The 23,222-nt window shown below is 60.6% G+C and carries 14 protein-coding genes and 1 pseudogene; 9 read left to right on the top strand and 6 right to left on the bottom strand.

Annotated features, from left to right (window positions below):
* Positions 1-48: 48 nt before the first annotated feature.
* Positions 49-1,437: a PLP-dependent aminotransferase family protein gene (locus IC37_RS05790; RefSeq protein ID WP_030131916.1), complete on the bottom strand. Its 1,389-nt coding sequence runs from the start codon at positions 1,435-1,437 to the stop codon at positions 49-51.
* Positions 1,438-1,706: 269 nt separating this feature from the next.
* Positions 1,707-2,468 (bottom strand): SDR family oxidoreductase, encoded by a 762-nt coding sequence (locus tag IC37_RS05780; protein ID WP_030131915.1) that lies wholly within the window; start codon positions 2,466-2,468, stop codon positions 1,707-1,709.
* A gap of 236 nt (positions 2,469-2,704) precedes the next feature.
* On the opposite strand from IC37_RS05780, the gene IC37_RS05775 reads away from it, so the two are divergent.
* The gene (locus tag IC37_RS05775; protein ID WP_030131914.1) at positions 2,705-3,709 is read left to right on the top strand and encodes an NADP-dependent oxidoreductase; all 1,005 of its coding nucleotides are present in this window, start codon (positions 2,705-2,707) and stop codon (positions 3,707-3,709) included.
* Positions 3,710-3,848: 139 nt separating this feature from the next.
* Here the strand turns inward: IC37_RS05775 and pyrF are convergent, their stop codons facing one another.
* The gene (pyrF, locus tag IC37_RS05770; RefSeq protein ID WP_177409381.1) at positions 3,849-4,547 is read right to left on the bottom strand and encodes an orotidine-5'-phosphate decarboxylase; all 699 of its coding nucleotides are present in this window, start codon (positions 4,545-4,547) and stop codon (positions 3,849-3,851) included.
* Positions 4,548-4,839: 292 nt separating this feature from the next.
* Here pyrF and IC37_RS05765 point away from each other — a divergent pair.
* Both IC37_RS05765 and IC37_RS05760 read left to right on the top strand, forming a co-directional pair.
* Positions 4,840-4,992 (top strand): annotated as a pseudogene (locus IC37_RS05765) (DNA-binding response regulator); the annotation flags it as partial.
* Positions 4,993-5,375: 383 nt separating this feature from the next.
* Positions 5,376-5,735, top strand: a complete 360-nt coding sequence (locus IC37_RS05760; RefSeq protein ID WP_030131911.1) for a DUF6124 family protein — start codon at positions 5,376-5,378, stop codon at positions 5,733-5,735.
* A 298-nt stretch (positions 5,736-6,033) separates the two neighbouring features.
* Here the strand turns inward: IC37_RS05760 and IC37_RS05755 are convergent, their stop codons facing one another.
* Positions 6,034-12,423: a retention module-containing protein gene (locus IC37_RS05755; RefSeq protein ID WP_030131910.1), complete on the bottom strand. Its 6,390-nt coding sequence runs from the start codon at positions 12,421-12,423 to the stop codon at positions 6,034-6,036.
* A 593-nt stretch (positions 12,424-13,016) separates the two neighbouring features.
* Here IC37_RS05755 and IC37_RS05750 point away from each other — a divergent pair.
* From IC37_RS05750 to IC37_RS05740, 3 genes are all read left to right on the top strand, one after another.
* A complete protein-coding gene (locus IC37_RS05750; RefSeq protein WP_030131909.1) occupies positions 13,017-14,375 on the top strand; it encodes a TolC family outer membrane protein in 1,359 nt (452 codons plus the stop codon).
* 141 nt (positions 14,376-14,516) lie between these two features.
* The gene (locus IC37_RS05745) at positions 14,517-16,676 is read left to right on the top strand and encodes a type I secretion system permease/ATPase (RefSeq protein ID WP_030131908.1); all 2,160 of its coding nucleotides are present in this window, start codon (positions 14,517-14,519) and stop codon (positions 16,674-16,676) included.
* 220 nt (positions 16,677-16,896) lie between these two features.
* Positions 16,897-18,261, top strand: coding sequence for an HlyD family type I secretion periplasmic adaptor subunit (locus IC37_RS05740; RefSeq protein WP_030131907.1), 1,365 nt, complete (start codon positions 16,897-16,899; stop codon positions 18,259-18,261).
* 42 nt (positions 18,262-18,303) lie between these two features.
* Here IC37_RS05740 and IC37_RS05735 read toward each other — a convergent pair whose 3' ends face one another.
* Both IC37_RS05735 and IC37_RS05730 read right to left on the bottom strand, forming a co-directional pair.
* On the bottom strand, positions 18,304-18,900 hold the full coding sequence (locus IC37_RS05735; RefSeq protein WP_030131906.1) for a tRNA-uridine aminocarboxypropyltransferase: 597 nt from the start codon (positions 18,898-18,900) through the stop codon (positions 18,304-18,306).
* 14 nt (positions 18,901-18,914) lie between these two features.
* Positions 18,915-19,811: a LysR family transcriptional regulator gene (locus IC37_RS05730; protein WP_008153227.1), complete on the bottom strand. Its 897-nt coding sequence runs from the start codon at positions 19,809-19,811 to the stop codon at positions 18,915-18,917.
* Between the two features lie 366 nt (positions 19,812-20,177).
* Between IC37_RS05730 and speB the strand changes: the two genes are divergently transcribed.
* From speB to IC37_RS05715, 3 genes are read left to right on the top strand one after another with little or no spacing between them, the layout of a single operon-like run.
* Positions 20,178-21,128 (top strand): agmatinase, encoded by a 951-nt coding sequence (gene speB, locus IC37_RS05725; RefSeq protein WP_030131905.1) that lies wholly within the window; start codon positions 20,178-20,180, stop codon positions 21,126-21,128.
* A 9-nt stretch (positions 21,129-21,137) separates the two neighbouring features.
* Complete coding sequence (locus IC37_RS05720; protein ID WP_030131904.1) at positions 21,138-21,560, top strand: nuclear transport factor 2 family protein; 423 nt, start codon at positions 21,138-21,140, stop codon at positions 21,558-21,560.
* 54 nt (positions 21,561-21,614) lie between these two features.
* The gene (locus IC37_RS05715; RefSeq protein WP_030131903.1) at positions 21,615-23,126 is read left to right on the top strand and encodes a cytosine permease; all 1,512 of its coding nucleotides are present in this window, start codon (positions 21,615-21,617) and stop codon (positions 23,124-23,126) included.
* Positions 23,127-23,222: the final 96 nt, after the last annotated feature.

Raw genomic sequence — 23,222 nt, 5'->3', positions numbered from 1 at the left:
AAGTCTCCGGCGCCCGAATAATGGCAAAAAGCTACGCCTACGTCGCTTTCAGAACGCTTGAGGTCGATCCCGAGCGGTGGCCTGAAAAAATGCCCGGGCACGAGGATCGCAGGCATAGGCAACGTTGATGCGCTGCCAGTCATGAGCCTGACCGGTCGGACTGAACGTCGTTGGGCAAGACAGCAGGACACCGAAGCGCCGTGCCTGAGTTCGCACCTGAGCGTAGTCAGACTTGCGCGATCGCGCCCAGATGAACAGGCCGCCCGACGGCTTGCCGAAAACCTCCCACTCCGCGTCTTCGAGCACCTGCAAGGCCGCCTCCCGGTCTGTGCTTAAACGCTGACGCTGACGTTGCACCAATTTACGATAGGCACCACTGGCCAACAGACAAGCCAGCACCGACTCGCTAAACCGTGAAGCGCCCATGCTACTGATCATCTTGACCCTGGCGAGTCGCGAAATAATGTCGGCATCGGCCACTACAAAGCCAACCCGTAACGAACTGCTGAGAGTTTTGGAGTAGCTGCCGACGTAGATCACGTTGTCATCGATACCCAGTGCCGCAAGGCGCGTGCCGGGGCCGCTGTGCAAATCGGCATAGACGTCGTCTTCGATCACCAGCACGCCATGGTTTTTGGCCAGTTGCAGAACCTGCTGAGCGACCCCCGGGGTCAAACTGCTGCCGGTGGGGTTGTGATAAAAGCTGTTGATGAACAAGCCACAGGGTTTGTACTTGCGCAACAGTGCCTCGAGTGCTTCGGTATCTGGCCCGCGTGGGGTTCGTGGCACCTCGATCATGCTGATCCCGTGTAGCCTGAGCAAATCGAACAACATCGAATAGCCGGGACTCTCCACCACGACGCAATCGCCCGGTTTGAACAGGGTACGCACAATCAAATCGAGCCCATGACTGGCCCCCGCCGTGGTCAGGATTCGGCTTTCATCCACCGCAATATTCAACTGTTTCAATCGTTTGAGGATCTGCTGACGCAAGGCAGGCAGGCCCAGCGGCGTACTGTAGTTGAACAACCCGGCCATGTCGGTGCGGCTGACCTGGCGTATGGCGTAGCTCAGGTCGTCAGTCTCACGCCAGCTTTCGGGTAATCCGCCGCACCCCAGCTTCAGTGCGCCGACGAGGCCGCTCTGCTGCTCAACCCCTTCGGACCAAGGAAGATCCCATTGCCCCTGAGTGGCCAGCGCCGTTGCCGCGACAAAGAAACCCGCCCCGTTACGCGTCGCCAGCACCCCTTGAGCCACCAGCCGTTCACAGGCTTCGACGACACTGGATTGACTGAGCAGATTGATCCGCGCGATTTGCCGCACGGAAGGCAAACGCGCCCCCGGCAACACCTCGCCGCGACGGAGCCAGTCGGCCAATGCGTCGACGATTTGCTGTACGACAGGCACCAATGCCTGTCGATCGATTCTCAACTCCATGAGCAAGCAAACTCCTGTCTGTTTTGCGGGAAACAGTTAATCACAGGAGTGCTCGAGGGGATGTGCGACAAAGCCGCCAAAACCCTCGATTCTAACCATTTGAAACACATTGTCCGGTGTCTTCACGGAACCGGCGCCGATCGATAAACAAATGTGGGAGCGGGCTTGCTCGCGAAGACGGCAGCACAGTCAACATTGATGTCGCCTGACACACCGCTTTCGCGAGCAAGCCCGCTCCCACAGGTTCCGCACCATCGCAGCCTGCAGCGTTAAAACGCCGTGACGCCACCATCCACCGCCAGCGAATGACCGGTGGTGAACGCCGCGCCGTCACTGCACAGGTACAGCACCGCGCTGGCAATTTCTTCGACTTTGCCAATACGCCCGACCGGGTGCATGGCATTGGCGAACTCGCCCTTCTTCGGGTCCGCTTCATAGGCTCGACGGAACATGTCGGTGTCGATCACCGCCGGGCACACTGCGTTTACACGAATCTTTTTCTTGGCGTATTCGATGGCCGCCGATTTGGTCAGGCCGATCACCGCGTGCTTTGAGGCAGCGTAAATGCTCATCTTCGGCGCAGCCCCCAAGCCGGCGACCGATGCAGTGTTGACGATCGCGCCGCCGCCCTGGGCCAGCAGCAACGGCAACTGATACTTCATGCACAACCAGACGCCTTTGACGTTGACGCCCATGATCGCGTCGAACTCATCGACCGTGCCTTCGGCCAGTTTGCCTTTCTCGATTTCGATACCGGCGTTGTTGAAGGCATAGTCGAGACGGCCGTAGGTATTCACGACCTCGTCCATCAGATTTTTTACATCGCTTTCCACAGTGACGTTGCAACGCACGAAGGTCGCTTCACCGCCGGCGGTGCGAATCAGCGCCACCGTGCCTTCACCGCCGGCCGCATCCAGATCGGCAACCACCACTTTCAAACCTTCAGCGGCGAACGCCAAAGCGGTTGCGCGGCCAATACCATTGGCCGCGCCTGTCACAACGGCGACCTGGCCGGAAAACGTCATGCTCATTGTTATGTCCTCGGAGGGAAGAATGCGGGGGATCGCGTGTGCCCAGTCTAGTCACAGGGGCGTATGGCACGGCAGCACTATCAGAGGGCCGGTTGGGCGCCCATGAGTTGCAGTGATAGAACGGGCGCCCTGACTATCACTGCACTGGATCGATGTGCATTCGCAGTGTCAGCCAACCTTGCGACATCGTCCATGAAGGTCTATCAACAAGACTTCATTCATCTTGAGTGCCTGTCATGACTACCCAGACCAATCGCCAGTTCCTGCTCGCCAAACGTCCCGTGGGTGCGGCTAGCCGCGAGACTTTCACCTATCAAGAAGTACCGGTCGGCGAGCCGGCGGCGGGTCAGATCCTGGTCAAAAACGAATACCTGTCCCTGGACCCGGCCATGCGTGGCTGGATGAACGAGGGCAAGTCCTACATCCCTCCGGTCGGCATTGGCGAAGTCATGCGTGCATTGGGCGTAGGCAAAGTCATTGCTTCGAACAATCCGGGTTTCTCCGTGGGGGACTACGTCAACGGCGCCCTCGGCGTGCAGGATTACTTCCTCGGCGAGCCACGAGGTTTCTACAAGGTCGATCCGAAACTGGCACCGCTGCCGCGCTATTTATCCGCGCTGGGCATGACCGGGATGACCGCCTACTTCGCCCTGCTCGATGTCGGCGCGCCGAAAGCCGGCGACACCGTGGTGCTGTCGGGCGCGGCTGGCGCGGTGGGCAGCATTGCCGGGCAGATTGCCAAGATCAAAGGTTGCCGGGTGATCGGCATTGCCGGCGGCGCGGACAAATGCAAATTCCTGATCGACGAGCTGGGTTTTGACGGTGCCATCGACTACAAAAACGAAGACGTGCAGGCCGGCCTCAAGCGCGAATGCCCGAAAGGCGTCGATGTGTATTTCGATAACGTCGGCGGCGATATTCTCGACGCTGTGCTGAGCCGCTTGAACATGAAGGCGCGGGTGGTGATATGCGGCGCCATCAGCCAGTACAACAACAAGGAAGCGGTCAAAGGCCCGGCCAACTACCTGTCGTTGCTGGTCAACCGAGCACGGATGGAAGGCTTTGTGGTGATGGATTACGCTGCACAGTTCGGCGCTGCCGGGCAGGAAATGGCCGGCTGGATGGCCAAGGGGCAGCTCAAGAGCAAGGAAGATATTGTCGAAGGACTGGAAACATTCCCGGAGACGCTGATGAAGTTGTTCAGCGGCGAGAATTTCGGGAAGTTGGTGTTGAAGGTTTAAACCCTATATCTGAAACGACCACAAACAAATGTGGGAGCGGGCTTGCTCGCGAAGAGGGAGTGTCAGTCAACATCGATGTCGACTGACACTCCCTCTTCGCGAGCAAGCCCGCTCCCACATTTGGATCTTCAGCGTTTGGTTAAGCGAGTTCGGCAACGACCGCAGCCAACGCCTTCGCCGGATCCGCCGCCTGGCTGATCGGACGGCCGATCACCAGATAGTCGGAACCGGCATCCAACGCCTGACGGGGGGTCAGGATGCGGCGTTGATCGTCCTGGGCGCTGCCCGCCGGACGAATCCCCGGGGTCACCAGTTGCAGCGACGGGTGAGCGGCTTTCAAGGCCTGGGCTTCCAGGGCCGAGCAGACCAGACCGTCCATCCCGGCTTTTTCCGCCAGCGCGGCCAGGCGCAGCACCTGCTCTTGTGGCTCGATGTCCAGACCGATACCCGCCAGATCCTCACGCTCCATGCTGGTCAGCACGGTCACGCCGATCAACAGCGGTTTCGGGCCGCTGCGCTGATCGAGCACTTCACGGCAGGCGGCCATCATGCGCAAACCACCGGAGCAGTGCACGTTGACCATCCACACACCCATTTCCGCAGCGGCCTTGACGGCCATGGCGGTGGTGTTCGGGATGTCGTGGAACTTGAGGTCCAGGAACACTTCGAAACCCTTGTCGCGCAGGGTGCCGACGATTTCCGAAGCGCAACTGGTGAACAGTTCTTTACCGACTTTGACCCGGCACAGCTTCGGGTCCAGTTGATCGGCCAGCTTCAGTGCGGCGTCACGGGAGGGGAAATCCAGGGCGACGATGATAGGCGTCTGGCAAGCGGACATGAGTGGGCTCTCAGGCAAGTCGAAATCGGCGCGCATTGTAGCGGAACCAGCGCCGCTGCGGGACCCGATGATCGGTAATTCGTCGTCGCGGCTCAGACAAGACTAGCTGCTGCGGCAATTGTGTCGAGTTCGGTACACACACGACACGCCCACAACACCCTTCAACGCTACCCTCGGCAGCCGCAACAGGTCCTACAGCACTTCCCGCCTCACGGCCGGACGCCTATGCTGAAGCCACAACCTCGCAGCCTATCTTTGTGGTTGGCAGCCTATCTGGCAGATGAACGCACGCATGCACAACTCCCCAGCACCTCTGAACGACGATCAAAAAGCGCCGACCGACGATAAACGCTGGAGCATTCGCGCCCTGATCGTAGACGATGACGTCCCGATCCGTGAACTGATGATCGACTACCTGGCCCGGTTCAGTATCCACGCCAGCGGCGCTTGCCCGCGAAGAACATTAAACATCAATGTTTAAAAAACCTTTCCAGACACTCACTCAGGCTACACAACCTTGCGTCGCTGCCTACGACTGCGCCAGAATCCGCCGGCTTGTGCGCCTTGAGCCTTGCCTCTATCGTTTCCCTGCCACTGCCTATCAGTGGTCGGGTTTCGCAGCCTGGGTCAATCAAGGCGCATAGCGCCACCGTTTCCTTTCAGTTGGCGCTTTTTTTTGTCTACTGCATTGCGTTATGGCGGCTGTGCGCGGGAGATCTTCGGGTCTGCCGGGTTCCTTGATTCCCGGTCTGCGAACCTGCGTACAGCTGCCACCTCCCTTCGTTTCGCAGCGAATCGTGGCGGCTCCACTAATCAAGGAGTATCACTATGTTCAAAGCCACACCCAATCCCCCTGTAACCAATCCAACTTCCCCCTACGAATCCCTCGATTCGAAAAAACTCCACGAAGCGGCCGACCGCGCCCTCGATCACTACCTCAAACCACCCACCCCCAAAGACACCCAGCGCAAACCCAGCACCATTTACCACGTCGGCGCCAAGGTCGATAACGAAACCCTGCTGGTCAACGCCTGCGAATCTCTGGCATCGGCGAGCGTGATGCTCAGTGAGTTCGCCGGGTTGATGGACATGCCCCATCGCAACATGATGTTGGGGATTCAATCGGTGGTCATGCTGGGGGAGTTGGCGGTGAATCGGGTGCTGGATAATCTCGATCCACAAGGCTGACGAAAATCTGTGGTGAGAGCACTTATTGTGGCGAGGGAGCTTGCTCCCGCTCGGCTGCGCAGCAGTCGTAAAACCTGAGTTTGCGGTGTGTCTGAAAAACCGTGATTGCCGGGTTTTGGGCCGCTTCGCAGCCCAGCGGGAGCAAGCTCCCTCGCCACAGGGATCGCGGTTTATCAGAGGAGCTCCCACAGGGGGAATGCGGTCAACTGTGTGCGAGCCTGCTCGCGATAGCGATTATCCAGACAACAAAAAACCCGCCATCCCCTGTCACCGGGAGGGCGGGTTTTGTCGTTTCAACTCACACGGTATCCACCTTCAACGAATGATCATTGAGCATGCCGTTGATGATCGTCGCCGTATCGTGACCGCCGGCAATCACGCCACCCGCTCCGGGGGTGACGCCGTAGTGGCTGGCCAGATTCACACCCGCCAGGTCGATGGTCTGGTTCGGCGTGGCACCGGCCATGGCGCTGACGTCGATGCTGGTAATCACCGAGGCGCCACTGCCGCTGACGGTGAAGTGCAGGTAGTCATCCAGTGACGCCGCCGTGCCGTTTTCGCCTTGTAGCAGTTGCGACAGGTCGAGTTTGTCGGTGCCTGGGGTGAAGTCGGTGATGACGTCGTGGCCGCTGTTGCCTTTGAGCCACTGGAAGGTGTCAGCGCCGCCGCCACCAGTGAGAGTGTTGTTGCCCAGGCCACCGATGAGGAAGTCGTCGCCGCCCCCGCCGTTGAGCACATCGTTCCCCAAACCGCCGTTGATGATGTTGCTGTTGTTGTCACCCATGAGGCTGTCGTTGAAGTTTGAGCCGGTGAGGTTTTCGATGCCCGTCAGGGTGTCAGTGCCCGCGCCAAGGGTGTTTTGCGCGGTAAGCAGGCCCAGGTCGGCGGTGACCCCGGCGGTGGCGTGGGCGTAGTTCGCGGTGTCGTTGCCGGTGCCGCCATCGAGCAAGTCGGTGCCGACGCCGCTGAACAGCAAGTCATTGCCGGCGCCACCGTGCATCTCGTTGTTGCCGGAACCTGCGGTGAGCACATCATTGCCGTCGCCGGCATTGATGACGTTGTTGCCAGCGCCCGCCACCAGTACATCGTCGCCCGAAGTGCCGGTCAGCGTATGGCCGTTCTGATAGCTGATGGTCACATTGGCCGAGTCGCTGCCGCCGTGGTTGTCGTTGGCGGTGTAGCTGCCGTGGAAGTCCGAAGTGCTGTCCTGAGCGCCGGCGTAGTTGACGGTCATGGTCAGCTGGTAGTTTTCCGCCCCCTTCCCGCTGTTGCCCGGACCACCGTCATCGATGTTGATGATGTGGATCCGGTACGTGCCGTCCGCCGTGGCGGTGATGGTCTGGCCGTCGGCGATGGCAGTGAAAGCCCCGCCGTTGACCGAGTACTCCAGGGTGATGCGGCCGGCCGCCAGGTTGTGGTCCAGGTTGAGGGTTTCCCCCTGTTTGAGGTTGACGGTGATGAGATCCTCGTCATTGGTGTTGTTGTTACTGACCGAGCCCAGCGCCCCACTGACCACCAGCACCGCCGTCATGGCCGCGGTGTTGGCGACAAATGCGCTACGGGCAATGGTGACTGCCTGGACGTTATTACCAGTGAAGCTGAAGCTCGAGTGGGTACCGATGAAGTCTGCGCCCTTGCCCCCCCATCCGGTGTTGAAGGTGGTCGGCGATGCCGTGAGCGCATCGCCATTGACGTCGGTGTCATTGGCCAGCAGCAATTCGCCCGGCAGCACAATGCTGCCCGACAGCACGTTGGTGATCACGTGGTCATCGACCGCCCCCGGTGGCGTGTTCGGAATCACGTTGATCACCAGCGTTGAGCTGGCCAGATCGCCGTCGTTGTCGCTGGCGGTGAAGCCGATGTTTTCGCTGATCGCCACGGCTGTGGTTGTCTGCGAGGTGTAGGTGTACTCGCCGGTGTCGAGGTTCACCAGCAGCGTGCCGCTGTTGTCGGTGGCGATGCTCAAGGTGTTGTTGGCGGTGTTGAACGTGCCGTGGTTGGCGCCGCCGCTGAAGTTCAGCGAACCCTGATTGTTGTTGGCTTTTGGATCATAGGTATAGGTGGTGCCATCGACGGTGATGGTTTTGATGAAGCCGCCATCGGCGCCGAACGTACCGCCCTCGCCCTCGCCCAGCAGCAAGCCGGTGACCGGCGCGCCTTGCACGGTGCCCGAGAGTACCGAGTTGAGTTGATTGAGGTCGGTCACCGCCACGGCATTGGTGTCGGTGTGCGTACTGCCGTCATAAGCCACTGGATCGAGGCTGTCGTTACTGACACCGCTACCGAGGCCGATGGCGTAGTTCTTGATGCCATTGGCGTCGAGGAAGGCTTTGAGGGCGATCTCGTCCGCGGTGCCGATGTCGCCTTCGTTGGGTTTGCCATCGGAGAAGAAGTAGCCGACGTTCTGCGCCCCGATGAGTTTGCCCGTGGTGTCGAACGCACTTTGCATGGTCGCCACGGCTGCGTCGTAATTGGTCCCGCCGCCCGCCGTCAGTGTAGCGATGAGCAACTTGGCGGTTGCCACGTCGACCCACACCGAGCTTTGGTCCGTAGCGCTGCTGCTGAAGGTGACGATCTTCACTTTCACATCGCCGAGGTCATCATATTTGTCGAGCAAGGCGCTGATCGCCTGCTTGGCCAGTTCCAGTCGCGACAGCCCCGACACGCCGGAGGGGTCGTCCATGCTCCCGGACACGTCGATCACCAGCAGCAGGTTGGAGTCGATCTGCACCGCGGGCACCGAACGGCCCGAGGCGACGGCGTCAGGCGGCACGTCATCGACGATGTTGACTACAAGGGTGCCGGTGGTGCTGTTGCCCACCGAATCGGTGGCGGTGTAGGTGAAGCTTTCGTTCAGGGTGTTCGCGCCGTCGTTGGCGTTGGGCGAAGTTTTCGGCGCCGAGGTCAGGGTGTAGGTGTAGCTACCGTCGGGGTTGAGCAGGATCTGCCCGTAGGTTCCGGTGGCGCTGCCGACCAGGGTGTAAGTGATCGCGCCGCTGGCGCCGGTGACCGCACCGACCAGCGTACCGGAGCCGGTTTCACCGGTGTTGCCAGACTCGCTGCCAGTGACGTTGCCCGCCGCCAGATCCAGGCCGTCCTTGGTTAAGTCCAGGGCTTTTTCGTAGACGGTCACGTCGGTATCGGTGACTGTTACGAGGCAGTTGTTGGACACGTCGATGGTCAGGGTCGTGGTGCTTTCATCGCCATCAGCATCGCGCACGGTGTAGGTGAACACATCCATGGCGCCCGGCTCGCCGACCGAGTTCGGATTGCTGTGGTACACGGCGTTGCCGTTGGCATCCAGAATCAGGTAGCCGTAGGTGCCGTTGATTTGCGTGTTCAAACCGCCCATGGCCGAGGTCGAAGTGTCGCTGCCGGCGCGCACGCCGACCACTGCACCTCCCAATGCCGGGCCGTCAGCACCGAACACATCGTTGTGCAGCACATTCCCGCTGACCGTACCGCCCTCTACCACCGAGACTGAATCGCAGTGAGCCGTCGGCACGTCATCAACGATGGTGATCACGATGGTGCTGGTGACGCTGTTGCCCAGCGCATCGGTGGCTTGATAGGTGAAACTATCGTTCAGGGTATTCGGCCCATCGTTGGCATGGGGCGTGGTCGCTGGTGCGGACGTCAGCGTGTAGGTGTAGCTGCCATCCGGGTTGAGCAGGATTTTCCCATAGCTCCCAGTGGTGCTACCGACCAACGTGTAATTGATCGCGCCAGTGGCGCCGGTGATGGAGCCAACCAAGGTGCCGCTGGCGGTTTCGCCGGTATTGTCAGGCTCACTGCCGGTAACCGTGCCTGCTGCCAGGTCCTGACCATCCAGGGTCAAATCCAGGGCTTTTTCGTGAACCGTCACGTCGGTATCGGGGGCCACTACGAGGGAGCAGTTGGACACATCAATGGTGAGGGTCGTGGTGCTTTCATCGCCATCACCATCGCGCACGGTGTAGGTGAACACATCCGTGGCGCCCGGCGCGCTGACCGAGTTCGGGTTGCTGTGGTACACGGCGTTGCCATTGGCATCCAGGGTCAGATAGCCATAGGTGCCGTCGATTTGAGTGTTCAGACCGCCGATGGCCGAGGTGGAGGTGTCGCTGCCGGCGCGCACGCCGACCACTGCACCACTCGATGCAGGGCCGTCAGCACCGAACACATCATTGCCCAGCACATTCCCGCTGACCGTTCCACCCTCTACCACCGAGACCGCATCGGCGTGAGCGGTGGGTACGTCATCGACGATGCTGATCACGATGGTACTGGTGACGCTGTTTCCGAGAGGATCGGTGGCTTGGTAGGTGAAGCTTTCACTCAGGGTATTCGGCCCGTCGTTGGCGTTGGGTGTGGTCGTTGGTGCGGAGGTCAGGGTGTAGGTGTAGCTACCGTCGGGGTTGAGCAGGATTTGCCCATAAGTCCCGGTGGCGCTGCCGACCAGGGTGTAGGTGATCGCGCCAGTGGCGCCGGTGACGGAGCCGACCAACGTGCCGGAAGCAGTTTCGCCGGTGCTGCCTGGCTCGCTGCCGGTGGTCGTGCCCGCCACCAGGTCCTGGCCATCCTTGGTCAAATCCAGGGATTTTTCGTTAACCGTCACGTCGCTATCGCTGGCCGCCACGAGGGTGCAATCGGCCACGTTAATGGTGATGGTCGTGGTGCTTTCATCGCCGTCGGCATCGCGCACGGTGTAGGTGAACACATCCGTGGCGCCGGGCGCACTGACCGAGTTCGGATTGCTGTGGTACACGGCGTTGCCGCTGGCATCCAGAGTCAGGTAGCCATAGGTGCCGTTGATTTGAGTGTTCAAGCCACCGATGGCCGAGGTCGAGGTGTCGCTGCCGGCACGCACGCCGACCACCGCACCACTGAGTGCCGGGCCGTCGGCGCCACCGACGTCATTATTCAGCACGTTGCCCGAGGCCGTTGCGCCCTCGGCGATCGTGGCGAGATCAGGATTGGCGGTGGGCAAGTCATCGACGATGTTGACGTTGATCTGACCCAATGCCGTGCTGCCATCGACGTCGGCGGCGACGACGTTGAGGTTCTCGGTGATGCTGTTGGTGCCGTTGGCGTTCGGGTGGGTTTCGTTATCCACCAGGGTGTAGCTGTAGCTGACCACGCCAGTCGTGCCGTTGAAACCGGTGATGGTCAGCGTATTGCCGAGTGCAGTGACAATCGATTGCGGGAAGCCGGCGGCCACGCCACCAGTAACTACCGCGATGCCGCCCACGGTCAGGGTTTGCAAACCGTCGAGGGCGGTGACGGTGAAGGTGCCGCTCTGGGTCAAGGCCGGTGTGTTGGGGCTGGTACCGTCGCTGAGGTTTTTCTCATAAACGGTGAGTTCGCCGCCGTTGACGTTCAGCCCATCGAGGGTCACCGGGTCATCGTTGTTATGGATGTTCAGCACCAGCGTCGCAGTGCTGGTATCGCCATCGGAATCGGTGAGGGTGTAGACGAAACTCTCGGTAGCGTTGCCACCACCGTTCAGGGCTTTGAAGTCCGCATCGCTGGTGTTCAGGGTGTAGGTGTACGTGCCATTGGCGTTGAGCACCAAGGTGCCGTAAGTCCCGTTGAATGTGCCGCCGATAATCGGCCCGCTGTCAGGGCCGGTGGCAATGCGGTCGGCGCCCTGAAGGTCATTGGGCAGCACGCTGCCGGTCAGGGTCAGCAGGGTTTCCGAGGCGCTATTGGCATTGGTGTCGTCGATGGCTTTGGGCACATCGTCGGTGATGTTGACGTCCAGCGAACCGGTGGCGGTATCGCCGTTGCTGTCACTCGCGACCACGGTGAACTGTTCACTGAGATTGTTGGCACCGTCACCAGCCGAGTGGGTTTCGTTGCCGACCAGGGTGTAGCTATAACTCACCACGCCAGTGGCCGGGTTGTAGCCGGTGATCGTCAGGGTGTTGCCCAGTTGAGTGGTGATCGACTGCGGAAAACCGGCGGGCACACCGCCACTGATCACGTTGATCCCGCCGATGCTCAGGCTGGTCAGCCCGTCTGCCGCAATGACTGTGAAGGTGCCGTTTTGAATCAGCGCTCCGGGGTTGCTGGCCGAACCGTCCGCCAGGTGGGCTTCATTGAGGGTCAGCTCGCCCCCCGCCACCGACAGGCCAATGAGGGTGACCGGGTTATTCAGCGCGCCTGTACCTCCTGCACCTCCTGCACCGTTGTCGCCGTTGTCCGGGTCCCGGCGTTCCAGGGGGAATTCGGGAATACCGTTGAAGCCCGCGGTGGAGAAACCAATCGTGGGATCAACCCGGCCCCCCACTTCCTCCAGCAACACAAAACTATGACCGCCACCCAATCCACCCGGCGCGCCCGTGGCGCCTGGCCCGGCGGCGGTGGCCTCACCGGTCTGGGTCGGGTCGGCGCCGGCGGCAATGGCTTTTTGCAGTTGCTCGACATCGGTCAGTTGCGCCTGGCTGGGCGCCACCACCTCGGCGGCCTGCGCATGCGGGGCCTGATGAGCCAATAACTGCGCCGTCATCGGCATACTGCTGTCACGCCCCAGGGTCAACTCCTGGCCATTTTTCAACTGCACCGCCACCGCGCCTTCGGCCCCGGTGACCAGCTGCTCGCCGGCAAACAGCCGATCGCCCTCGACCAGGGTGCGTCGCGTGCCATCACCCGCCACTGCGTACACCTGACCGATGACCTTACTGACGATACCGATGAGCGTTGCCATGTGCATTTCCTCCGCTGCCAACTGCTGTCGGCATCCTGTTTGCGCGAAGAACGTGCTCATGGTTCAAGCAGGTTGGCCTGGCGGATCGTTTGCCGAGAAAGCGTTTACCTGACGTAAACCGCCGCCTCCCGACTCTCTCGCCAGGCGTGTCGCTCGCGAGGGTAATTTCTGGATCGGGATAAAACCCTCTGCAATCAACGGCATCGGGGTCCACTTCCAAAATAACCGGCCTGCGAACAATGCGTAACGGTTCTGAATCACCAGAGCGACAAAAAAATGTCGTCTCTAAACCGTCTCGCTTCCCTCCCCTCCAGCACTTCTTCGCCCTGTGTCGAAAAGTGAATGTAACTTTTCCAAAGCCTTTCGATGCCCCTGAGAGCTCATAAAAACAAGGCTTTCGCATTGAACAATGTGCTGGATTTTTCGGAGCGCATAAGTTTTTTTTGGCATAGCTCTTATGAAAAATTTTTCTTAGCTACGCCTCAGGATGTTCTTAGCTCTGTTGTAACAAGCATGAAACGGGTTCACTTTAAAATAACGTCAAATATTTGGCGACTCTGCTAAACACCATCAGGAATCAGGGAGAGGCATCCATGCGCGTTTTAACCCCCCTCTGCAGCGCGATTTTGCTGGCCATGGCCTGCACTTCTCAAGCTCAGGCGATGTCATTGACCGAGGCGATCCAGAGCACCATTGCGACCCACCCGGAACTGGCGTCGCGGGTCGACGCCCGGCTCTCGGCCGACGAGCAGATTAAAGTCGCCAAAGGGGGCTTTTATCCATCGGTGGATTTGAACGCCGGCTACGGGCGCGGCTACAGCGATAACACCACCACGCGGGCACAGGGCAATCACCACACCGAAATCCTCACCTACACCCAATCGGAACTGCGCCTGCGGCAGATGCTGTTCGACGGTTTCAACACCTCCAACGAGGTCGCGCGCACCAAAGGCGTGGCCAACTCGCGAGCCTATTACGCTCAGGGCACCGCCCAGGATCTGGCCCTGCGCACCGTCGAGGTGTACCTCGAAGTGCTCAAGCGCCGCGAACTGGTGACCTTGGCCAAGAACAACCTGCAAGCGCACATGCGGGTCAACGATCAGATCGGCCTGCGCACCCAGCGTGGGGTTGGCAGCAACGCTGACTCCGACCAGTCCACCGCTCGCCGGGCACTGGCGCAAAACAACCTCGACACCGCCGAAGTCGATCTGGCCGATGCCGAGACGAATTTCTACAGCGTTGTGGGGCGCATGCCCGATGAACTCGAAGCGCCGCCATCGACCCGCGGCGAATTGCCCGCCAGCCTGCCGGAAGCCCAGCAGAGCATGGTGGAAAACAACCCGTACCTGAAATCCGCCCAGGCCGATGTGCAATCGGCCGAGAGCCAGTATGAAGTCGCCAAGTCGCCGTTCTACCCTCGCTTCGATGCTGAAGCAGCGGTGGGCGCGAATAACAATATTCAGGGCGACGAAGGCCACGACAACGAATGGCGAGTGGGTGTGGTGATGAACTACAACCTGTTCCGCGGTGGCAGCGACAAGGCCCGGCTGGCCTCCAATGCGCACCAGATCAACCAGGCGCTGGACATCCGCAACAACGCCCTGCGCCAGCTCAACGAGAACATTCACCTGGCCTGGAACGCCATGCTCAACGCCAAGAAACAAACCCCGACCGCCCGTGAATATGCCGAAACCACCACCCGCGTGCGGGCCGCGTATCAGGATCAGTTCGGCCTTGGTCAACGGACCCTGCTCGACTTGCTCGACAGTGAAAACGAACTCTACAACGCCAACCGCCGCTACACCGAAGTGCGCTACACCGAGGAATTTTCGATGTACCGCGTGCTGGCGAACATGGGTCAGTTGCTGAGCAAACAACGGGTGGTGCTGCCCGCTGATGCGATCGCCTCCACCGAAGTGAAAAACGAAGCTCGCTTGCCTGAACTGAAATGAAGTCCCCGACGTGACCAATTGTGGCGAGGGAGCTTGCTCCCGCTGGGTTGCGCAGCAACCCCGAACACCGTTTGAAGATGAAGACAGTGTGAGTGCTGCGCACTCAAGCGGGAGCAAGCTCCCTCGCCACAGGCAATCAATATGACCAGCATGGAAACAGGCAACACTGGCGTCGATCCGCGTCTGAGCTTCGATGACCCGCTTCTGGACGGTCTGTTGATCCTCTGCAAACTTCATGGCGCGACGGTCAGTCGCGCCAGCCTGAGTGCTGGGCTGCCAATGGCACACCAACGCTTGAGCCTGGACCTGCTGCCGCGCGCAGCGGCCCGGGCCAGTTTGCAGGCGCGTGTGTTGCGCCGTGAGCTGGGAGAAATTTCCGCGCTCAACCTGCCTGTGATGCTGATCCTCAACCATGGCCGCTGCGCGGTCTTGCGTCGCTTGGGCGATGACGGTCAGGCGCTGATTCTGCCGAGCGAAGCCGACGGCGGAGAACAATGGGTCAGCACGGACGAGCTGGCCGCCAACTACAGCGGCCAGGCTTTGTTCGCCCGGCCGCGGCATGAACTCGAAGACTTGCGCGCGCCGCTGGTGCCGCGAGTCGAAGCGTGGTTTCGCGACACGCTGAAGTTGTCGAAATGGCTGTACAGCGACGCGATTCTGGCGAGCTTTCTGATCAACCTGCTGGGCCTGATGGTGCCGCTGTTCGTGATGCAGACCTACGACCGGGTGGTGCCGAACCAGGCCACTTCAACGTTGTGGGTGCTGTCGATCGGCCTGCTGATCGGCACCGGTTTCGAACTGGTGCTGCGGGTGGTTCGCGCGCACTTGCTGGACACCGCCGGGAAGAAAACCGACGTGATTCTTTCGGCGACCTTGTTTGAACGCATCACCGGCATGGCGATGAAAGCGCGGCCAGCGACCATCGGTGGTTTCGCCCAGAGCATTCATGACTTTCAGGGCCTGCGGGAATTTCTCACCGCCGTCACGCTGACCAGCCTGATCGACCTGCCCTTCGCGGTGTTGATGCTGGTGGTGATCGGCCTGCTCGGCGGCTGGCTGGTGGTGATTCCGCTGTTGGCCTTCCCCATCACGATCATCTTTGCCATGGTGATCCAGGCACGTCTGCGCGACACCGTGCAGAAGAGTCTTAGCCTCGGTGCCGAACGCCAGGCTCTGCTGATCGAAACCCTCGGCGGCCTGGAAACCCTCAAGGCGTGCAGCGCCGAAAGCGAACGCCAACACAAATGGGAAAGCACCCATGGCGCCCTCACCCGCCTCGACAGCCATGCGCGCAACCTCTCGGCGCTGGCCACCAACGGCACGCTGTTCATTCAGCAATTCTCTGGCATGGCGACCATCGTCGCCGGGGTCTACAGCATCATCGCCGGCAACCTCAGCGTCGGCGCGCTGGTGGCGACCTACATGCTCGGCAGTCGCGTGCTCGCGCCGTTGGGGCAGATCGCCGGGCTGATCACCCGTTATCAGCAAGCGCAATTGACCATGAAAAGCACCGATGCGCTGATGTCGTTGCCGCAAGAACGTGACGCCAAACAGCGGCCGCTGGAGCGCACGCAATTGCAAGGCGCACTGGATGTCAGCGGCGTGACCTTTCACTACAACGGCCAGAATGCTCCGGCCCTGGCCAACGTCAGCTTCAGCATGAAACCCGGCGAACGGATCGGCATCATCGGCCGCAGCGGCTCGGGCAAAAGCACATTGGCGCGGCTGGTGATGGGTTTCTATGCGCCGGAAGAAGGCCAGTTGCTGCTCGATGGCCTGGACCTGCGGCAACTGGACGTCGCCGACCTGCGTCAACAGATCGGCTATGTCGCCCACGACCTGCCGCTGCTGGCCGGCAGCCTGCGCGACAACCTTACCCTCGGCGCGCGCTACATCAGCGATGCCCGGATGCTTGAAGTCGCCGAACTGACCGGCGTCACCGAGTTGGCTCGTCAACATCCCCAAGGCTTCGACCGGCCGGTGGGTGAACGCGGTCAGTTGCTGTCGGGCGGTCAACGGCAAGCGGTGTTGCTGGCGCGGGCCTTGTTGCTCGACCCGCCGATCATGCTGCTCGACGAACCCACCAGCGCCATGGACAACAGTAGCGAAGACGTCCTGCGGCAAAAACTCCACGGCTGGATTCAAGGCAAAACCCTGCTGCTGGTCACTCATCGCACCTCGATGCTCAGCCTGGTGGACCGGTTGGTGGTGCTGGACAACGGGCGGATCGTCGCCGACGGCCCGAAAGAAGCTGTCATCGATGCATTGCGCAAGGGCCGTGTCGGCTCTGCGACGGTTTAGGGGCGCCCACTCGATGCCAATACAAAACCTGTGGCGAGGGAGCTTGCTCCCGCTGGGTTGCGAAGCAGCCCCAAAGCCATTCACCTCGTTGGGTCAGCTGGAATGCATCGGCAGATTTTGCGACGGCTTCGCCGTCGAGCGGGACGGTGCGGCGATCCGACAAGCTCCCTCGCCACAGGTTGTGTTCGGTCTTGTTTCTCTTAACTGACGGGTATTGCCCATGTCTGCTCAAACACCGGATTCAGCCGCCCGAAGCTACCTCGGCAGTTTCAGCAAAAGCGCCGAAAGCGAATTCATGCCGGAAACCGCCGGCGCCTCGTTGCAGGATTCGCCGCGCTGGTCGCGGATCACCGTGTGGCTGGCGGCAGCGCTGCTGATCACCGCGCTGGTCTGGGCAAAATTCGCCGTGTTGCAGGAAGTCACCACGGGCGAAGGCAAGGCGATTCCGTCGAGCAAGATTCAAATGATCCAGAACCTGGAGGGCGGCATCGTCACGGAAATCTTCGTGCGCGAAGGGCAAATGGTGAACAAGGGCGACACCTTGCTGCGCCTGGATGACACGCGATTTCTGTCGAACAAGGGTGAAAGCGAAGCGGACCGCTATGCACTGACTGCGCAGGTCGAACGGCTGTCGGCCGAAGCGGAAGGCCGGCCGTTCAAGCTGTCCGCGGAAGTGATCGCCAAGGCGCCGCAAGTGGCCGAGGACGAACGCTCGCTGTACGAACAACGTCAGCGCCGACTGGCCAGCGAACAGCGCACGCTGACCGAACAACTTCGGCAGAAAACCCAGGAGCTGGCGGAATTCCGCTCCAAACAGGGGCAGTTCAGTTCCAGCCTGGCACTGCTGCAACAAGAGATGAACATGTCTGCGCCGCTGGTGGGCACCGGAGCAGTTTCGCCAGTGGAAATCCTGCGACTCAAACGCAGCGCGGTGGAAATCCGCGGCTCGCTGAACGCCACGACCCTGGCGATTCCCCGTGCCGAATCGGCGATCAATGAGATCAAAAGCAAGATCGATGAGTCCGAGCAATCCTTCCGCTCGGACGCGGCAAAAGAGCTGAATGAGAAACGCACCGACCTGTCGAAAATAACCGCGACAAGCATCGCCATCGATGACCGCGTGACGCGCACCACCGTGGTGTCGCCGGTTCACGGCATTATCAAAGTGCTGAAGGTCAACACCATCGGCGGCGTGGTCCAGCCGGGCAACGACATGGTGGAAATCGTGCCGCTGGAAGACAACCTGCTGATCGAAGCCAAGGTCCGCCCTCAAGACGTGGCGTTCCTGCACCCGGGCCAGAAAGCCATGGTCAAGTTCAGCGCTTACGACTATACGATTTACGGGGGGCTGAGTGCCAAGCTGGAGCTGATCGGGGCGGACACCATCACCGATGACAAGGGCAACAGTTTTTATCTGATTCAGGTAAGGACCGATAAAAATCACTTGGGCGGGGATGTGAAACCGCTGCTGATCATTCCGGGGATGGTGGCGACGGTGGACATTATTACCGGGGAGAAAACGGTGCTGGATTATTTGCTTAAACCGGTGTTGAAAGCGCGGACTGAGGCGATGCGGGAGCGGTAGTTTGTGATGTGATCGTTCCCACGCTCCGCGTGGGAACGATCACTATCTCGGCCCATGATTACGCAGAAAAACCTCCTCCCCCATCGCCGCAATCTGCCCCTCGATCAACGCCTCGAACGGTTTCAACAACTGCTCGAAAGTGGTCGGAGCTTCGAGGGTCTGCAACGCCTGCACAATCGCCTCCACCGTCGACAACGCCCCCGGCCCCGGAGCCTTGCGCAAGCGATAACGCGATACCGCCCCCTCAGCCAGGGTCACTCTGGGCAACGCGGCCAACAACGGATTGAGGTGCAGCATTTTGCGCGCCTTGCGCCAGGTGCCGTCCGGGACCACCAGCAGCAGCGGCTCATCATGAGCGGTGTAGGCCTGCATCGGCTGCGCCTCCTCACCGGGAAACAGCAACCGTGCCTGATAACCCGGCTGATTCAACAGCGTCGGCAAATCCTCGAACACCTCGCCCACAATCAACTCGGCATTCTTCAACCCCAGCGCCGCCAATCGCGCAGTGTTCAGTGCGTGGTTCACTTCGCTTGGATGCTGAAGTAGCAACACCCGAGTGCGGCTGTCGAGGCTCGGGATCAGCGGGCACAGGCAATGGGTTTGCGGGCGTAGACAGCGTGAGCATTGGATTCTGGACATCGCTTCTTTTTCCTTTAAGCGGCCTGATTGAGCTGCGCTTTGAGCAGGTCGCGGAAGGTCTGGATCAGTGGTTCGCGGCTGCGGCCACGGCGCACGATCATCGAGAACGGTGCCTGATAACCGAACGTCGCTGGCAGCAGCACGCGCAAATCACCTTTGTCGGCCCAAGCCTGGGCGTAGTGCTCCGGCAGGTAACCGATGTAGGCGCCGGACAGCACCAGAATCAGCTGGGCCTCCATACTTTCCACCGTTGCCGCGCTGTGCTTGAAACCGTGGCGCGCCAGTTCGGCCTGGCTCCAATAGCCGCGACCGACCATGCGCTGTTGGGTGATGACTTGCTCGGGAATGCGCCGCTCGGTGAACAGCGGATGGCGGCTGCTGCAATACAGCCAGTGCTGCTCGCGATAGAGCGGCATGTAGACCAGACCGCTCATGCGCGTAGAAAAGGCACCGATGGCCAGGTCGAGGCGGTTGTCCTGCACGCCGAGTTGCAGTTCGTAGGGGCTCATGACCGACAGATGCAAATGCACTGCCGGGTGTTCCTGACTGTAGGCACCGATCGCTTCGGCGAACGGCAAGGCCTTGTCGCTGACGGTGGAGTCGATCACGCCCAGGTTCAAGGTGCCGCGCAACTCGCCTTTGAGGGCGGCGGCGTATTGTTCGAAACCTTCCAGTTCGCCCAATAGACGCAGGGTTTCCTGATGGAACAGCTCGCCCTTGCTGGTCAGGCTGAAACCACCGCGACCGCGATGGCAAAGCACCAGGCCCAGGGCCGCTTCGAGCTGGCTCATGTAAGTGCTGATGGCCGAGGTCGAGAGGTTGAGCTCTTGCTGGGCGTTGGCGAACCCCTGATGGCGAACCACGCTGACGAAGATGCGTAATAGTTTCAGGTCGGGTAAAGCGTTGGCCATGAGGGGCTCCTGGTACAAGGATACGCACGGTGCTTCTGTTGAAACACAACCCTTGTGGGAGCGGGCTTGTTCGCGAAAGCGGTGTGTCAGGCAACATTGATTTCGACTGACACGACGCCTTCGCGAGCAAGCCCGCTCCCACATGGGTTGCGGTGTTCAGCCTCTGAATGACAGGCATCAGCGATTCTGTGCACGACGGCAAGTCTATCTCCGCCCTCGCCATTAGTTTAGAAAAATCTGAACTAAGTATTTGCCCGTAGCGATTCTTCCCGGTCACTACATTTCGCAGAATCGGCCCACAGCGGTGCCCGTCTCTCCCGAGCGTGCAACCGACATAATTAAAACAACGACGATGAGGCCTTACCCGTGGACAAGATTCTTCACCAACCACTGGGCGGCAACGAAATGCCGCGCTTCGGCGGCATCGCCACCATGCTGCGACTCCCCCATTTGCCATCCGCTGCTGGCCTGGACGCTGCCTTTATCGGCATCCCGCTGGACATCGGCACTTCCCTGCGCCCCGGCACCCGTTTCGGACCGCGTGAAATTCGCGCTGAATCGGTGATGATCCGCCCGTACAACATGGCCACCGGCGCCGCGCCGTTCGATTCGCTGTCGGTTGCCGACATCGGTGACGTGGCGATCAACACGTTCAACCTGCTGGACGCCGTGCGGATCATCGAAGAGGCCTACGACAATATCCTCGAACACGATGTGATCCCCCTGACCCTCGGCGGCGATCACACCATCACCCTGCCGATCCTGCGTGCCATCCATAAAAAGCACGGCAAGGTCGGCCTGGTGCACATCGACGCTCACGCCGATGTGAACGATCACATGTTCGGCGAGAAGATCGCCCACGGCACCACCTTCCGTCGCGCCGTAGAAGAAGGCCTTCTGGATTGCGACCGCGTGGTGCAAATTGGCCTGCGCGCTCAGGGTTACACCGCTGATGACTTCAACTGGAGCCGCAATCAAGGTTTCCGTGTGGTTCAGGCTGAAGAATGCTGGCACAAATCCCTGGCACCGCTGATGGCCGAAGTTCGCGAGAAAGTCGGCGGCGGTCCGGTGTACCTGAGTTTCGATATCGACGGCATCGACCCGGCCTGGGCACCAGGCACCGGCACCCCGGAAATCGGCGGTCTGACGACCATTCAAGCGATCGAAATCGTGCGCGGCTGCCAAGGCCTCGACCTGGTCGGTTGCGACCTGGTAGAAGTCTCGCCTGCGTACGACACCACCGGTAATACCTCGCTGTTGGGCGCCAACCTGCTGTACGAAATGCTCTGCGTACTGCCGGGCGTGGTCCATCGCTGAGGATCGGTCATGAGCGAACGTGATCAGGTACTCAACGCCGCCAATGAGTTGGTGTCGGCCTTTGCCCGTAACGATCGCGAAGCCTACTTCGGTGCATTCAGCGCCGACGCCAGCTTCGTGTTCTACACCCTCGAGCAGCCCTTGCTGTCGCGCGATGCCTATCAGGCGTTGTGGGACACCTGGCGCGCCGAGGACGGCTTCGAGGTGCTGTCGTGCACCTCGAGCAACGCCTTCGTCAGCCTGCAAGGTGACGTGGCGATTTTCATCCATGACGTAGCCACCGAGCTGCGCATGCAAGGGGAGCAACACTTCAGCCAGGAGCGCGAGACGATTGTTTTCAAAAAACAGACGTCTGGCCAAGAACAACAAGGCCTATGGCTGGCCTGCCACGAACATTTGTCCGCTATGCCGGAAGGGCTGCCACCCCCTTAGCCAAACAGGTGACTCTCACGCACGATGAGCGCGCCTTTATGATCGGAGCAGATCATGAATAACAACAACAAAGAAAAAAGCCTTAGCAGCATCGAAACAAACGGGGTCGAACAGATCCCGGATCATGAGCGCGACGCCAGACCCAGCGACCTGTTTCGCCTGATCTTCGGCGGCGCCAATACCTTTGCCACAGCGGTGCTCGGCAGTTTTCCCGTGCTGTTCGGACTGTCCTTCCAGGCGGGCGTGTGGGCGATTGTGCTGGGCGTGGTACTCGGGGCGCTGATCCTTGCGCCGATGGGCCTGTTCGGGCCGATCAATGGCACCAATAACGCTGTGTCCTCCGGCGCCCACTTCGGCGTGCACGGACGGATCGTCGGTTCGTTTCTGTCGCTACTGACCGCCATTGCCTTCTTCTCGCTCTCGGTATGGAGTTCGGGTGATGCGCTGATCGGTGGCGCCAAACGCCTGATCGGCATCCCGGAAACCGACCTGACCCTGGGCCTGGCTTACGGTCTGTTCGCGATCCTGGTACTGACCGTGTGCATCTACGGCTTCCGCTTCATGCTGTGGGTCAATCGCATCGCGGTGTGGGCCGCCAGCCTGCTGTTCCTGCTCGGCATCTTCGCGTTCGCCCCGACATTCGACAGCCAGTTCGCCGGCACCGTCGCCATGGGGCAGGCCGGTTTCTGGGCCGCCTTCATCGGCGCCGCGCTGGTCGCCATGAGCAACCCGATTTCCTTCGGCGCTTTCCTCGGCGACTGGTCGCGCTATATCCCGCGTGACACGCCCAAAGGCCGGATCATGCTGTCGGTGATCGCCGCACAACTGGCCACACTGATTCCGTTCCTGTTCGGCCTCGCCACCGCCACCATCGTGGCGATCAAGGCACCGGATTACATCGCGGCCAATAACTACGTCGGCGGTCTGCTGGCGGTATCGCCGAGCTGGTTCTTCCTGCCGGTGTGCCTGATTGCGGTGATCGGCGGCATGTCCACCGGCACCACTTCGCTGTACGGCACCGGCCTGGACATGTCCAGCGTGTTCCCGCGGGTGCTGTCGCGGGTCAAGGCCACGCTGTTGATCGGCGTGATGTCGATTGCCTTCATCTTCATCGGGCGCTTTGCGGCGAACCTGGTGCAGAGCGTGTCGACCTTCGCCGTGCTGATCATCACCTGCACCACCCCTTGGATGGTGATCATGATCATCGGTCTGGTCGTGCGTCGCGGTTTCTACTGCCCGGATGACCTGCAAGTGTTCACCCGTGGCGAAAAAGGTGGCCGTTACTGGTTCACCCTCGGCTGGAACTGGCGTGGCCTGGGTGCCTGGATCCCGAGTGCGCTGGTGGGTTTGTGCTTCGTGAACCTGCCGGGGCAGTTTGTCGGGCCACTCGGAAATCTGGCCGGCGGTATCGACATCAGCCTGCCAGTGACCCTCGGTCTGGCCTCGCTGGTGTACCTGACGCTGCTGAGCCTGTTCCCGGAACCGGCCACAGTGTTCGGCCCCAACGATCCACGCAGCAAGGGCACGGATTCGCTCGGTAAACCGGCGATGCGACAAACGGCCTGATTCAACACATTACCTGGTCAACGCATTACCTGTGGGAGCGTGGCTTGCCCGCGAAGGGAGCGCCACGGTCCACCAGGCAGACCGCGTTATCGTTCT

This window comes from Pseudomonas sp. QTF5 (assembly GCF_000512695.2).
GTDB lineage: Bacteria > Pseudomonadota > Gammaproteobacteria > Pseudomonadales > Pseudomonadaceae > Aquipseudomonas.
The sequence above is the reverse complement of the archived record's forward strand: the minus strand, read 5'-3'. Positions and strand labels throughout refer to the sequence as shown.